This window comes from Yoonia sp., assembly GCF_965660735.1.
Lineage (GTDB): Bacteria > Pseudomonadota > Alphaproteobacteria > Rhodobacterales > Rhodobacteraceae > Yoonia.
On the sequence record NZ_CBFIBD010000001.1, the window covers coordinates 164618 to 179032 of the forward strand.

General features: G+C 59.3%; 15 protein-coding genes and 1 tRNA gene. 4 read left to right on the forward strand and 12 right to left on the reverse strand.

Annotation, left to right across the window (positions count from 1 at the left end):
• Positions 1-74: 74 nt before the first annotated feature.
• From ACTG4B_RS00790 to recQ, 10 genes are all read right to left on the reverse strand, one after another.
• Positions 75-329, reverse strand: coding sequence for a hypothetical protein (locus tag ACTG4B_RS00790; protein ID WP_439153762.1), 255 nt, complete (start codon positions 327-329; stop codon positions 75-77).
• Between the two features lie 193 nt (positions 330-522).
• Positions 523-2217: a SulP family inorganic anion transporter gene (locus ACTG4B_RS00795; protein WP_439153763.1), complete on the reverse strand. Its 1695-nt coding sequence runs from the start codon at positions 2215-2217 to the stop codon at positions 523-525.
• 77 nt (positions 2218-2294) lie between these two features.
• A complete protein-coding gene (locus ACTG4B_RS00800; protein WP_439153764.1) occupies positions 2295-2555 on the reverse strand; it encodes a helix-turn-helix domain-containing protein in 261 nt (86 codons plus the stop codon).
• Between the two features lie 330 nt (positions 2556-2885).
• Positions 2886-2961: transfer RNA gene (locus ACTG4B_RS00805), tRNA-Thr, on the reverse strand.
• A gap of 78 nt (positions 2962-3039) precedes the next feature.
• Positions 3040-3900 carry an autotransporter outer membrane beta-barrel domain-containing protein gene (locus ACTG4B_RS00810; RefSeq protein ID WP_439153765.1) on the reverse strand — a complete coding sequence of 287 codons (861 nt, stop codon included), beginning with the start codon at positions 3898-3900 and terminating at the stop codon, positions 3040-3042.
• A gap of 594 nt (positions 3901-4494) precedes the next feature.
• The gene (gene rpsO / locus ACTG4B_RS00815) at positions 4495-4764 is read right to left on the reverse strand and encodes a 30S ribosomal protein S15 (RefSeq protein ID WP_439153856.1); all 270 of its coding nucleotides are present in this window, start codon (positions 4762-4764) and stop codon (positions 4495-4497) included.
• Positions 4765-4896: 132 nt separating this feature from the next.
• Positions 4897-5736 (reverse strand): calcium-binding protein, encoded by an 840-nt coding sequence (locus tag ACTG4B_RS00820; RefSeq protein WP_439153766.1) that lies wholly within the window; start codon positions 5734-5736, stop codon positions 4897-4899.
• A 91-nt stretch (positions 5737-5827) separates the two neighbouring features.
• Positions 5828-6337, reverse strand: a complete 510-nt coding sequence (locus ACTG4B_RS00825; protein ID WP_439153767.1) for a DUF1643 domain-containing protein — start codon at positions 6335-6337, stop codon at positions 5828-5830.
• Positions 6334-7248 carry a tRNA pseudouridine(55) synthase TruB gene (gene truB / locus ACTG4B_RS00830; RefSeq protein WP_439153768.1) on the reverse strand — a complete coding sequence of 305 codons (915 nt, stop codon included), beginning with the start codon at positions 7246-7248 and terminating at the stop codon, positions 6334-6336. The genes ACTG4B_RS00825 and truB overlap by 4 nt, the downstream gene beginning before the upstream one ends.
• 95 nt (positions 7249-7343) lie before the next feature.
• On the reverse strand, positions 7344-9380 hold the full coding sequence (gene recQ, locus ACTG4B_RS00835; protein ID WP_439153769.1) for a DNA helicase RecQ: 2037 nt from the start codon (positions 9378-9380) through the stop codon (positions 7344-7346).
• Between the two features lie 162 nt (positions 9381-9542).
• On the opposite strand from recQ, the gene ACTG4B_RS00840 reads away from it, so the two are divergent.
• Both ACTG4B_RS00840 and ACTG4B_RS00845 read left to right on the forward strand, forming a co-directional pair.
• The gene (locus ACTG4B_RS00840; protein WP_439153770.1) at positions 9543-10187 is read left to right on the forward strand and encodes a histidine phosphatase family protein; all 645 of its coding nucleotides are present in this window, start codon (positions 9543-9545) and stop codon (positions 10185-10187) included.
• Positions 10188-10199: 12 nt separating this feature from the next.
• Entirely contained in the window at positions 10200-11249 is a 1050-nt protein-coding gene (locus tag ACTG4B_RS00845; RefSeq protein WP_439153771.1) for a saccharopine dehydrogenase, read from the forward strand.
• Between the two features lie 151 nt (positions 11250-11400).
• Here the strand turns inward: ACTG4B_RS00845 and ACTG4B_RS00850 are convergent, their stop codons facing one another.
• The gene (locus ACTG4B_RS00850; protein WP_439153772.1) at positions 11401-11727 is read right to left on the reverse strand and encodes a DUF3775 domain-containing protein; all 327 of its coding nucleotides are present in this window, start codon (positions 11725-11727) and stop codon (positions 11401-11403) included.
• Between the two features lie 135 nt (positions 11728-11862).
• Between ACTG4B_RS00850 and ACTG4B_RS00855 the strand changes: the two genes are divergently transcribed.
• Together ACTG4B_RS00855 and ACTG4B_RS00860 are read left to right on the forward strand one after the other, a co-directional pair.
• Positions 11863-12666 (forward strand): GNAT family N-acetyltransferase, encoded by an 804-nt coding sequence (locus tag ACTG4B_RS00855; protein ID WP_439153773.1) that lies wholly within the window; start codon positions 11863-11865, stop codon positions 12664-12666.
• 147 nt (positions 12667-12813) lie between these two features.
• Entirely contained in the window at positions 12814-13605 is a 792-nt protein-coding gene (locus tag ACTG4B_RS00860) for a hypothetical protein (protein ID WP_439153774.1), read from the forward strand.
• A gap of 72 nt (positions 13606-13677) precedes the next feature.
• Here the strand turns inward: ACTG4B_RS00860 and ACTG4B_RS00865 are convergent, their stop codons facing one another.
• Positions 13678-14415, reverse strand: a complete 738-nt coding sequence (locus tag ACTG4B_RS00865) for an SDR family NAD(P)-dependent oxidoreductase (RefSeq protein ID WP_439153775.1) — start codon at positions 14413-14415, stop codon at positions 13678-13680.

Here is a 14415-nt window from a genome sequence, read left to right on the forward strand (position 1 = left end):
GACCAGTCCGATATCGTGGATCGGCAGGGCAGTCCCCGGCAATGTGGGCCGGGGGCAGTATCTGGCCGAACGGTCTATCGTCTTTCCGTGCCGTTGTCGTCGCGCCTTTCCCAGATCTGGGTCCATCCGACGCGGTCGGTCGGGCGCACCAGCCCGTCGCGCTCCATGCGGCGCAAAAGATGCAAAGTTCCCGAATTGCTCATTCCAAGAACATCGCGCAGCTCTGACTGGGCCCTTGGCTGATCAAGCGCGCGCAAGACGACACGTCTGCGAAAATTCGCCCCCGAGTTGCGGCGGCGCAAAAGTGCTTTTGCTTCTCTTTCTGGCATCGCTTGCCTTGTCGTTTCTAAGTGGACTGCGGGGTGAAAATGTTGAATGCCGCCCTGACCGCACGCCAGGGTCCCTTGCTTGGGTTCCAACGATCTGGGCGGGCGTTGACCGCAAGCAACGTGGATGGGCGCATATTGCGATCAAACAGACCGCGGCGCAGCATCTTGGGCGGTGACGGCAAGAAATGATACATCATGTGGTCGCCTCTGCCTCGCGGGCAAGCGCGCCTTCGACTGTCGTTGTATAGCAGGTTTCGGGCGGTCGGACGCCATGCGTCAGCAGGGCCTGCCGGATATCGGGATTGGCCGCCGCCACATAAAGCCGCACATCTTGCCGTCGGGCCTTTCGGGCCAACCCTTCGATCACGTTCGCCCCTGTCGAATCCAGAAACGGCACAGCAGCGAAATCGATGATAAGCGCCTTGTGTGTCGCCTGAATCCGATCAAGCACTGATCCGATCGAGGCCGCGGCACCAAAAAAGAAAGCACCGGTGATATGATATATGACGATCCGAGGATTCGCGCCGGTGGCCGCATCATAGTCGGTGTCCCCGTCCGGCGCATCCTGGCCGACAAAGGGGGTTTCCGTTTCGACGGCGGCATGTTGGCTCATCCGGTTGATGAACAGCACAGAGCCAAGTGCAAAACCGACAATGATGGCCTCGGTCAGGTCGCGGAAGATGGTGAGCAAGAATGTGACCCCCAAGACGGCCGCATCGCCCCGACCCGACCGTAAAAGCACGGCGATGGCAGGTTTCTCGATCATGTTCCACGCGACGACGGCCAGCACCCCGGCTAGGGCTGCCAACGGGATGTAGGCGGCAAGCGGGGCTGCGATCAGCATGAACAAAAGGATAAATACAGAATGCAGCATACCGGCGACCGGGCCATGCGCCCCGGCACGCACGTTGGTCGCCGTGCGGGCGATGGTGCCGGTCACACAGAACCCGCCAAAAAGAGCCGACCCGATATTGGCGACGCCCTGCGCCACAAGTTCGCAATTTGAACGATGCCGTCGGCCGGTCATCCCGTCGGCCACCACCGCCGAAAGCAGCGATTCGATTGCCCCAAGCAAGGTAAAGGAAATCGCCGCCGGTAAGACCTGCCAAGCCAGATCAACTGTAAATACCGGCAGTTTCGGTCCAGGCAGTCCCGACGGGATGCCGCCGAACCGTGTGCCGATGGTCTGAACCGGAAGCGACAGAAGTATCGCTGCCGCAGCAACGACGGCGACGGCGATCAGCATGCCGGGCCAATGGGGACGCCAGTGTTTCAATCCGAGAATAATGCCCACAGTGCCTGCCGACACCACCAGCGCGGCCGGCGTCAGCGTCGCCCGCACATCCCAGAGCGCGGGCAGCTTTTCCAACAGCGCGCCCGGTTCCTGCGCAAGTGTCAGCCCTAGCAACTCCCTGATCTGACTGGCAAAGATGATGACAGCAATACCAGCAGTGAAACCGACGGTCACCGGAAAAGGGATAAACTTGATATACGTGCCAAGGCGCAGGAAGCCAGCCACCATCAGCATGAAGCCTGACATCATGGTGGCCAGAATCAGCCCTTCCATGCCATGTGCCGCGACCGTGCCGGCGACCAGAACGATAAACGCCCCTGCGGGTCCGCCGATCTGAAACCGCGAACCACCTAGTAAAGAAACAAGAAAACCGCCCACAATGGCGGTGTAAAGCCCTTGTGCGGGGGTCGCACCCGATGCAATGGCAATCGCCATGCTTAGCGGCAGTGCCACGATGGCAACAGTCAGTCCGGCCATGGCGTCGCTGCGCAGCTGTGCCATGCCATAGCCTTCGCGCAGGACGGTCAGCAATTTCGGCGTGAACAGCGCGGCAAAGCCGGGTGGCGCGCCCTGTCGGATTGTCTGGTCTGTCATCGTTAGCCGCACCTTTGTCAGGTTGTGCGGTGGGATCGTCGGCAATTGGTCGGCGGTCGCCGTCGCGTGTTGAAGCGTTAATGTTTAGGTGGCGGTGTTTTCAGGCGCACCCCGCGCCCGCCTGCCGTGCTAGAGGCACCTTCGGCAATCAGTTCAATGCCCGCAATGTCAAGCGCGGCGACAATTTTCGTCAAGCTGTCCACAACCCCGCGGACATTTCCCGAACTTGCCTCCATCCGTTGGATTGTCGGCACAGACAACCCTGAAAGCCCGGCCAGCGTTTTCTGATCGATACCAAGAAGAGCCCGCGCGGCGCGCAACTGTGCAGCAGTAATCATGATAACTGTTCCAAAATCGTCATAGAGATGCTTAAAATAAACTAACTCATGTTTCAAGTATCACTTTTAAAGTTTTTGGCATTTCTAATACGCGGCTATATCACGGCCCTGGTCCGTTTCGTTCCCAAAACATGCGCTTGTTCTACGCTGCTTTTGCAATCGCCACTACGCGGTCTTGGCAGGGTCTGGAACGATCTGGCGGGTTTGATGGCACAATCTGTGGTGCCGCAGAAATGCTTGCAAAGCAGGCGGACCGGCATTTGCGCCATGGTTCAAGGCACTTTGCAGTTGCAAAAAGGCAAAGCGAAACCTCTGGGATATCTGAAATTTTGGTGCCCCAAGACGGACTTGAACCGCCGACCTACTATTTACGAAACAGTTGCTCTACCGACTGAGCTATTGGGGCTTGTGGCAAGGCGTTTAATCGGTCGCGCGGATCAGTGCAAGACAGGATTGCGCCTGCCTTGTTCTGACCCGCGTCCCGTCAAAAGCGCAGGCTGACCTGCAGGTTGACGCCCAGGCTTTTATAGTTGTCTTCGCCGATGCCATTATAGATCGCGTTCGCGGACACGTTCAGGCCGCTGTCCAGCGAATAGCTGCACCCAAGGTTGACCCGGCCATAGCCCGTTTCGGTGGTCACAGCATTTGCTTCGGCCTGTGACCAGACGCCCGCGATGCCGCCCTTCAGGGTCAGTTCGCCCGTCGCGACGCTGATCGGCGTTACAAAATCCAGCCCGGCGGCGACATCTGTCATCGCCATGTCCTGTGCGGCGACGACATTGGCGTTGTTGTCGGTAAAGGCCGCCTGATCGTCCTGCACATAGGTCGCGGCCAGCGATGGGATCAGTGTCGTGGTGCTGGTTGCGACCTCGCCCGATACCTTGACCTTGGCCAAGACGCGGTCGGTGTCAAACGTGCCCACTTCGGTCCCGGCGTCGGTGATGTCATTGGTCGAGGTTCCGCCCAAGGCGCGTGCCTCGAAATATAGCAGTTGGCTGGGCAGTTTCGCCACCAGATAGGGCCCGACCAGATAGCCGGTGCCGGTGGTTTCCACGTCCCCATTGGTTTGCGTGGTTTTGTCGAAGCTGACCATCAGACCCAGCAATGTATTTGCCGAAAGGTCCATATGCGCGCCAACGGAACCCGCGAAATAATTGGTTTCAGCGCCGTCCGTTTCGGACCAATTGCCTGATAACTGCGCCCAGACAGGTTGGTTACTGTTGGTGGCCAAATCGAATGTCCCGGCGGCCTGGGTCGCGGCAACGTTGAAACGCCCGGCGCTGCCGGTCATCAACCCGGTCAGATCGGGCTGTGATGCGGCCAGTTGACGGGCGCGGGATTGCATGAAGCTGCTTATTCCTCTCGCGCTGACCTCAACTTCTGGCTGAGGAATTGGCGGCGGTGGGAATCCACTCTCGCCCGTACCGACGCGGAACTCGTAAGTACCTGCCGGATAGTTTGCATCATTTTGCGAATTCGTGGCGGTGGTAAAACGAAAGCCGATGTAGTTGTCGGTTTCAAATGTCCCATCCGCGCATAAGCGGTTTTGCCGGAGTCTGCTACCCTGTTAACGTTGCAAGAGCCAAGAGGAAAGGAGTTGGAGACGAAATCCTCTACATCAAATGCCTGAGCAAATTGGGGTGCCAATGCCACCGCCATAGCCAATGAAAGTGATTTGGGTTTTTTCACGGATGCGGCCCTCCTGTGGCCCACAGTCCGGGGCGATCCTTGGTGATGGCGCAACACACAAAATCACAAGAAAGATCAACCGATTAACAAGTTCTTACTGGGACGCTAAAACCAGCGGAGCTTGGCTTTTGCGTGATTCAATTGCGGCGAAGTGCGGGCGGTTGCAGAATGGGGAAGAGACAAAAAAACGCCCACCAAATGGCGGGCGTTCCAACGTCTTGGCATTTGCCTGACGCAAAGTCCGGCTGCGTTAGCGACGCAGACCGAGACGCTTGATGAGATCCTGATAACGTGCCTCATCCTTGGCGCGGGCGTAGTCGAGCAGCTTGCGGCGCAAGGCGACCATTTTCAAAAGGCCACGGCGACCGTGGTTGTCTTTCTTGTGGGTCTTGAAATGCTCTGTCAATGTTGCGATGCGCGACGACAGGATGGCAACTTGGACTTCGGGCGAACCGGTGTCGCCTTCCTTGGTTGCGAATTCTTTCATCAGCCGTGCTTTTTCTTCAGCAGTAATCGACATCGGGGTCTCCTTGTCTAAAGGGTGAATGGCGCGATCCGGGATGTCGTCCAGAAAGGCCCGTGGAGGGTCCACACGGGAGATTCCCGCTTGGATGCGTGCGTTTAGGGCTTTTCGGCCCGGATGAAAAGGGGTTTATGCCGGGATCAGGGATACCCGGCCCAGATCAAGCACACTTTGGTTGGCAAATGTCGCAACAGCGATCCCGTCCGCCAGCAACACTAGCCCGTCATCTGACAACGCGGTGGACAGCGCGGGCATCGTGCCTTCAAACGTCAGTTCGATCAGATCCTCGGCCGGATCATAATCCGCGACAAGCGGGTGCCCGCCGGCATCCAGTGCGAATGTATCGGCCCCGGTCCCGCCGTGCAGATTGTCACCCGTATCGCCCGTCAGCACGTCATTGCCAGCGCCGCCATTCAGGAAGTCGCGGAAATTGTCGCCGCGATCATCCAGAATGTCGTCACCCGCCCCCCCGTGCAGCACGTCTGCCCCGTCGCCCCCTGTCAGCACGTCATTGCCCAGTGATCCCAGTAACGTATCATTCCCGGCGCCGCCCCTCAGCACATCGTCACCCGCACCGCCATTCAGCGCATCATTTCCTGCGCGGCCCATGATCATGTCATCACCGACATGGCCGTTCAGCGTATCATCACCTGCGCCACCATCCAGCACATCATCGCCCCGCCCACCCTGAATCGTGTCATGGCCGGCACCACCGACCAGATGATCGTTGCCGTCTTCGCCATCGACATAGTCGTTACCCGCCCCTGTCTGGACAGTGTTGTCATCGTCACCGGCAAAGATCACCGTGTCATCGTCGGTCATTTTCAACACCTCGTCCAGCGGGGCGATTTCGATTTCCGGTCTGTCATGCTCCTGGGCTTCTCCCGGGGTTTCAGGATCGTCGAAATCGGTCTTTCCGACCACGATCGCCGACATGGCGATGCCCATAAGTCCAAGAATTGCCAACATGATAAACCTGATCTGATCGCAGCCGCCCCCGACCCCTTGCGCTGTGCTAGCATATCGGGACCGTTTGCCGGTGCAGAAACTTAACGTTTGGTTAACCGCCCCAAGGCGCGGGCTGCTGGCTGTAACTGATATATAGCGGATGCTTGGGGTGGCCGTCCTTTGTCAGCCCCAGTGTCATCAGTGGCTGTTGGCTTGCGTGCAAAAGGCGCGCGACCGCAGGGCCCCGGCCAAGATGCGCGCCATGGGTGCCCCATGCGGCGATGATCTGGTCAGCCCATGCGGCGCCTGCGCGGATCATCGCGTCATTGTCCGGTCCGACCGGGTCGGCCACCTTGCGCATCTTGTGCGGATCGGTTTCGCGCCATGCAAAGATATTGGTCACCTGAAATGCGCCAAATCCCAACGCCCGTGCGCGGCGTTCACAGCGTTCGACGGTGGGGTCGTTCTGCACCTCTGTTGCCTTGGATGGGTTCAGCATCACGAACAACACGCGTTTGCCGCCCGCGTTCCACGTCCGCGTCAGCGCATAGCGGTAGCATGCGCAATCCGAATAGACTGCGGTTGACGGCGCATCGTCCTTGATATGCGTGCGGGTAATCACCCGTCTTGGGTCACAAATACGCGGGTCGGGTGCAATTCGCCGCCGCGATAGGTGCCGACTGCAATCGCCTGCCCGTCGAAAGAGGCCCAGACCTCTTCGCCATAGTCCACATCGGATGCGATGACCGACGCGGGGTTCCCGTTGCGCAGTTTCGCCACGCTTTCGGCAAGGCAGCGGACCTCTGGCAGGTCGGCCAGACCAATTTCCAGCGGCAGGATATGCGCGTCAAGCTGGGGGGTTTTCGCCATGGCATCAATCTGGTCCAGTGACACGCCATCTGTGGCCTGAAACGGCCCTGACCAGATACGGCGCAGGGTGACGACATGGCCGTAGCATCCCAGCACCTCTCCCAGATCCCGCGCGATGGAGCGGACATAACCGCCCTTTCCACATGTCATTTCCAGCACCACGTGATCTGCATCGGGGCGATCCGCCAGCAGCAGTTCCTCGACCCAAAGCGGGCGCGCGGCAAGGTCCATCGCTTCGCCGTCGCGGGCCTTTTTATAGGCGCGTTCGCCATCGACCTTGACGGCCGAAAACTGTGGCGGCACCTGCATGATGTCACCCACAAACTGACCCAGCGCCGCCTTGATAGCATCATCATCGGGGCGCGTGTCGCTTTGCGCAATCACCTTGCCTTCGGCGTCGTCGGTGTTGGTGGCCTGGCCAAGACGCACAGTGAAAACATAGGCCTTCAGTGCGTCGGTGATGTAGGGGACTGTCTTGGTTGCTTCGCCCAGGGCCACGGCCAGCACGCCCGTCGCTTCGGGGTCCAGCGTGCCGGCATGGCCTGCCTTTTTGGCGTCCAGTGCCCAGCGCACCTTGTTGACCACCGCAGTCGAGGTGATCCCGGCGGGTTTGTCTACGACCAGCCACCCGGAAATATCGCGACCCTTGCGTTTGCGTGCCATTGTCTTGTCCTTTGAAACTGCGCGGTTGCTAGTGGGATGGGCCACTGTGGTCAAGGTTTGTGGGGCGGATGGTTGCGGTTAAGACCCTTTATCGTCTACCCGCCTTCCAAAACCTCCAGAAACGCATCGCCAAAGCGTTCGGCGTATCTGTCGCCGATCAGCCGGGTCAGCTGATCGGCATCCGCACTGCGCATCTGCGCCACCTTGGCCAGTTGGGCCGCCGAGCAGCTCATCGGTTTGTCTGCACCGTGGGGGCCGCGGGCCAGCTGCGCCTGCGCCTGCATCAGGCGGTCGTAAATCGCGCCTTCATCGCGCCCTGCCAGTTTACGGCGGGCAGGGTGGATATCATCCCCCGCACCGGCGATCACCTCCAGAAAGGCACGCCCGTAACTTTCCAGCTTTTTCGCGCCGACGCCGCCGATATTGGCCATTTCATCCAATGTGCGCGGCTTGCGTTCGGCCATTTCGATCAGGGTGCGGTCGTTGAAAATAATATAGGCAGGTGCATTCACCTGTTCCGCCAGGAACCGGCGTTTGGCCTTGAGCGCGGACAGCAAAGGCGCATCTTCGTCGCTGACCTGCATCCGCACCTTTGGGCCGGTGCCACGGGCGGCGCGGATCGTGTCGCGGCGCAGTTCAATCGTGGCCTCGCCGCGCAGAATCGGGCGGGCGGCCTCTGTCATGCGCAGGGCGCCGTGGCGGTCTGGGTCGGGGCGCAGCAGGTCGTGGCCCATCATCTGCCGGAAAATCGCCTGCCATTGGCGTTTGTCATATTCCTGGCCGACGCCAAAAGTCGGCAGCCCATCATGCCCGCGTTGCCGGATCTTGTCGGTCAGATCGCCGCGCAGAATGTCGATCAGGTGGCCCGCGCCGAACCATTCTTCGGTGCGCAAGGCCGCAGACAACGCCATGCGCACAGCGGTGGTGGCGTCGAACACCTCGGCGGGTTTGTCGCACAGGTCGCAGTTGCCGCAGGCGGCGGACGTTTCACCGAAATATGACAGCAGGTTCTGGCGGCGACAGCGCAGCGCCTCGGCCAGACCCAGCAGCGCGTTTAGCCGTCCATGATCGGCGGCACGACGTTCGGGGGGGGCCAGACCTTCGTCAATCTGCTGGCGGCGATAGCGGATGTCGTCAGGCCCGAACAGCGTCAGCGTTTCGGCGGGGTCGCCATCGCGGCCTGCGCGGCCGATTTCCTGATAATACGCCTCGATCGACTTGGGCAGGTCGGCGTGGGCGACCCAGCGGATGTCGGGTTTGTCGATGCCCATCCCGAATGCGACCGTGGCGCAGACGATCAGCCCGTCTTCCTGCTGGAAACGCCGTTCGACAATGCGCCTGTCCTCGGCCTCCATCCCGCCGTGGTAGTGGCAGGTCAGGTGGCCGGTTTCAGCCAGCGCGCGGGCCAGCGTTTCGGTCTTGGCGCGGGTGCCGCAATAGACGATACCGGATTGCCCCTTGCGGGCGGCGGCAAAGTTCAGGATCTGCGCGCGTGGCCCGTCCTTGACCGCGAATGCCAGATGGATGTTGGGCCGGTCAAACCCGTGCAGAAAGGTCGCGGGTTGGACGCCGTCGAACAGTTTCTGGATGATTTCCGCCTGTGTTTCTGCGTCCGCAGTCGCGGTAAAGGCCGCCAGCGGGACATCCAGTGTGCGGCGCAATTCGCCGATGCGCAGGTAATCGGGGCGAAAATCATGGCCCCACTGGCTGACGCAATGCGCCTCGTCCACGGCGATCAGGCTGATGCCCGCGCGGCGCAGCATGTTGATCGTTCCGCCAGAGGCAAGCCGTTCAGGCGCCATGTAAAGCAGCTTCAGCGCGCCCGCCTCCAGTGCTGCAAACACGGCCTCGGTTTCCTCGGGGGTGTTGCCGGATGTCAGCGCTCCTGCTTCGACCCCGGCCTCGCGCAGGCCGCGCACCTGATCGCGCATCAGGGCGATCAGCGGTGAAATCACGACCGTCACACCGTCGCGGACCAAGGCCGGCAGTTGAAAACACAGCGATTTGCCGCCGCCCGTGGGCATGATGGCAAGGGTGTTCTGCCCGTCCACCACCGCCTGCACGATGTCCTGCTGGCCGGGGCGGAAGGCGTCAAAGCCAAAGACATCACGAAGCAGCGTAGCGGCGCTCATGCAAGGGGACCTGTTGATTTGTTCATGCTCGTTTGCGCGACAATCCCACAGGCGGATTCCACGAACAAGGGATGCCTTGCCGTCTGGTGGATTTAAATCCACGCTGCCGGGCGTTGCCAACTGGCCGCCGACGCCGTAACCCTGACCCCGCAGGAGGGCACGATGGGCGAGATTGTACTGATACGGCACGGGCAGGCGAATTCAGCCGCCAATGACGAAGAAAGCTATGACAAGCTGTCCGATCTGGGCCACCAGCAGGCGCGCTGGCTGGGCGATTACCTGCGCGAGCGGGAAAAGCCGTTCGACAAGGTGATCAGCGGTAGCTTGCGGCGACACCGCGAAACAGCCGCTGGACTTGGCCATGATGCCCCGCTGATTGATCCGCGTTTGAACGAGATGGATTATTTCAACCTTGGCAAGGCGTTGCAGGATGTGCATGGCGTGCCATTTCCAGGGCCAGATGAATTTGCCGCCCACGTCCCGCAGGTCATGCAGGCCTGGCACAAGGCCGAAATCAAGGGCAATGAAACCTTTGCTTCCTTCGAGGATCGTGTGGCGTCAGTCTTGCAAGAGGCCGCCCGGCCCGGTGTGCGCATCCTTTGCGTCACATCCGGCGGGGTGATCGGTATGATCGTCCGGCATTTGCTGGGGCTTGACCCGACCCGCATGGCGCATATCCTGTTGCCGATCATGAACACCTCGATCCATCGCGTGCATGTGATCCCGCAGGGGCCGATCCTGGGTGGTTTCAACGCGATCCCGCATCTGGACCGGACTGACCGCGCCCATGCCGTGACGCATTACTGAAGGATTGAAATCATGGTTCACCTTTGGGTTCGGTCCGAAAGCCGCGCACATGAGGAACGGGTCGGTCTGACCCCGCAGGGGGCGGCGCGTTTGCGGGTGGCCGGTATCAAGGTGACGGTCGAGCAAAGCGCGCAACGGATCATTCCCATTGCTGAATATGCTGCCGCGGGCTGTGCCATCGCGCCTGAATTTTCATGGCCGGATGCGCCGCGCGACGCGATCATCTTTGGGCTGAAAGAACTGCCCGACGACGACACCCCGCTGCCGCATCGGCACATCATGTTCGGCCATGCCTACAAAGGACAGCCCGCAGGCAAGGTTTTGCTGGACCGGTTCCGCGCCGGGGGAGGTGTGCTTTATGATCTGGAATATCTGACCGATGCGGATGGGCGCCGCGTGGCCGCGTTCGGGTATTGGGCGGGCTATGCCGGGGCGGCGGTTGCGCTGATGTGCTGGATGGCGCAACAGCGCGGCGGCATCGCGGGGCCGGTGCAGGCCTATCCCGGCGCACACCACATGCTTGCCGATTTGCAGCAGGGGCTTGTCACGCTTGGCGCAGCGCGGCCTACGGCGCTGATCATCGGGGCGCTGGGGCGGGTCGGCACGGGGGCCGCAGACCTGTGTCAAGCGATGGGTGTGGCCACGACGAAATGGGACATGGCGGAAACCGCATCAGGCGGGCCGTTTCCGCAGGTCCTGACGCACGGCATATTCCTGAACTGTATTCTGGCACGCCCCGGCACGCCGGTTTTCGTGCCAGCCAGCGCCAGGGTCGCGGCACGCGATCTAAGCGTGATTGGCGATATCGCCTGTGATCCCGACAGCGATTTTTCCCCGATCAAGGTTTATGACCGGACAACCACCTGGGATGCGCCCGCGCTGCGTGTGCAAGACGCGCCCGTGCTGGATGTCACGGCGATTGACAACCTGCCCTCAATGCTGCCTGCCGAAAGCAGCGCGGATTTTGCCGGCCAGTTACTACCGCATCTGCTGACGCTGGATGCGCTGGATCAAGGGACTTGGGGCAGGGCACGGGCCTGTTTTGACAGGGCGGTTGCCTGATGGGTGATATGGCGGTGCATTTACCATGTGCCTAGGGTTGCTTCGACATCAATAAACGCGGCTATTTTGGCGCATCCGAAAAGCGCAATCCGCTGGGGATCATTCCCATCGGGCCGTAGCTGGCGTGGGCCAGGGTAGATTGAAATCCACCTTACACGGGCTTGATCAGGCGATCCTCTTCCTCGGTCGCGTCGATGCCCAGCGCGTCCAGCCCCGCCTCCAGATGTGTGGCAAGCAAAGGCGATCCCTTGAGGTATTCTGTGGTTGGCGTTGTCGCCTCGTTCGTGGCCGTTGCCATGGCTTCATCCAGATCGTCAGCGTCGTAAGTGCCGCGCCCGATCCAGTAGATCGCGACTAGGGCGGCCTGTTCTTCAGCGTTAAGCGCATTGACGAGCCCGTCAAATTCAGGTTCTGCGCGGTCCAGTTCGCGGGCCAGAATGATGACCTCTGCAACTTTGGCGACCGAAATTGGTAGCATGATGATGCCCTCCTTTTTTGTCACGATGGGGCATTGTCCTGACAAGAGCCTTGATCTGGCGCAAGTTGCGTGCCCGGCATTTCCGCAAAATTAAGAAGAATTGACCGGACTGTTTGTATCGGCAACAGTTGGTCCATGGAAAATATCTATTTTGGCACCCAGACCCAGCAAGGGCTGCAATACCGCACGGACCGGCTTTGGTCGCTGTTGAAGTCCCGCACGGAATATTCATGCCACGGGCGGTCGGTCGGGCTGGCGGATGCCACATCGGAGAACCTGAAAGAACAGCTCGCGCTCGCGCAGCTTTTGGGGGCCGGCGCGGCTGAGGGTGTTGACGTGGCAGATGTTGCCGCACGCAAAGCCGCGATCGAGGCTGCCGGGATGATGACCGACCAGTATGTCGAATGGCAAGGCGGGAAGCAGGTCGTGGAGGCCGCCCGTGCCGTGAGCGGGGCGCGCCGTCTGAGCGAAGATCTTGTGGTTCATGCAACCGATGCGCAGACCCAGACGGAAGACCTGAAACAGCTGGACGCATTGACCCAGCGTTGCGAGGTTCTGTTGCCGATGGCGTCCTTCCTGCGGGGTCATGATCAACCGACGGTGTGTCTTTATGCCAAGGACAACGATGGCCGCGTGGTCGGTGCGTCGGCATCGGTCATGCAATACCACCGCGATCATGCCAAAGGGCGAAAGGCGTGGTGGGGCATGTTATCGACAGACCCCGATCGCAGGGGGGAGGGGATCGCAATGGTCATGGGTGCCCTGTGCATTCTTGCGATGCACGACCGATTTGGCACTGCCAATTTCATGACAGGCATCAGAGAGGGCAACGGCCCGTCAGAGGCGCTTTGCGGTAAACTCGGGCTGCGACCGACAACCAATATCTTTCTGATCGCGATTGATCCCGTTATTTTCGGGGCAGGGCGCGTGACGAAATAGGTGGTCGCTGCACACTGACATGAGAACTCCACACAACTTTATCTACTCTTTCTTTTTTAAAAGACTGTGACCACACCTGACCTGAAGCCCCACTTTATAGCCTATTCCTAAGAGTGTTAAGTTCACGAATTTCAAAAAGAGCAACCAATGAAATTTGAATTATCCAGCTTTACTGTAATTGCAGCGCACTTCGGTGATTTTTTCTGGATTGGAAATTTGGAAAAAAGAATCAGATCGCTTTCCAAATCCGACTCAATTCAAGATTTCCGCATAGTCGATCAAGACCGAAGCAATAAATCAGCATTATTTCTTGCAGACCTGCCCAGCAAGCCGAGTGTTCTTACGTTCCCAGAGGACGTTGAGCAAATTGCTCAGTTCGGGCATGATCATGCGGCGGCCCTCAATCACTGTATGAACGTGGATTATGCGACCAGCCATCTGATTATCCTGGACTCAGACTGTTTTCCGATCAAACCCGACTGGATCGATATGATCCAACGCATATTGGATGCAGGCAGTGATGCAATAGTCGCCCGGGATCCACACAAAAGCGGATTATCGCATCCATGTTTTATGGTGCTGCCAATTGGGGCGCTTCATCGTCTGGACTTTGCAGAAGGCTTCATGGAAGTGGGTATTGATACCGGCCGACTTATTGGTTTTCAGCTGCAAAAGCAGGGCTATCAGGTGCACTGGGACGAAGGAAAGAAAGCATCGTCATATCGCAGCAGCTACTTTTATCTGGAGCGTTCACTTTATCACCACGGCAGCGCATCATTTGTAAGCTCGTCACAAAAAAAGTTATCATCACAGGTTAACGCCGTCACTGAAGAATTCTTTAGGAAAAAAGTCGCGCACGGTGAGTTCGATTTGACCTTGTCTGACAAAATTCGGCTTTCCATCCTCAAGCGCTGCACCAGACTGTTTGTCACCAGTTGATTTTTCACTCCAGTGCGATCAGTCACCTCAAAATTGCCGTAGCCTGAAGGTTTGATGATTGAACCTCTGGAATCATCTCGCCCCAAAAAGCCTGTAATACATCCAGTCGGGCATGAATTGTGACAGGCGGAATACCCATGAAAACACCATTGGGAAACTTTTCTTGAAGCCGTCACCGTTCATGTGGTCAAAAAATTCCCGCGCGGCGTCTTCGGGCGACATGATGAACGGCATATTGAAATCGTTCTTGTCGGTCAGGCGGGTTTTGATGAAACCGGGGTTGATGACCTGCACCTGAATGTTCGATTTATGCAAATCTGCCTGCATCGATTCCGCCAGTGCCATCAACCCGGCCTTGGATGCGGAATAGCCGATCGCCCCCGGCAGACCCCGAAACCCCGACAGCGACCCGGTCAGCACGATGTGGCCCTGGTCGCGCTTGATCATATCGTCGATCACCGCACCGACGACGCGTGACGCGCCCAGATAGTTGATTTCCCCCATCAGGTCGGCTTTTTCGTTGTCCCATTCGCTGGCTTTCATCGGCCAATAGACACCGGCCAGATAGACGACACCGTCCAGTTCGCCCGCCTCTTTCGCCGCAGCCTCGACCGCGGCGCGGTCTGTGACGTCAACGGTGATGTAGGATGCCTTTCCGGGCAATTCCGCGACCAGTTCTTTCAAACGGTCCTCGGATCGGGCAGAGACGATGACCTCGGTCCCGACGCGGCTGAGGGCAAAGGCAACAGCGCGCCCCAGACCTTCGCTTGCGCCGACAATCCAGTATCGTTTTCCCTGCCAGTCTTTCAC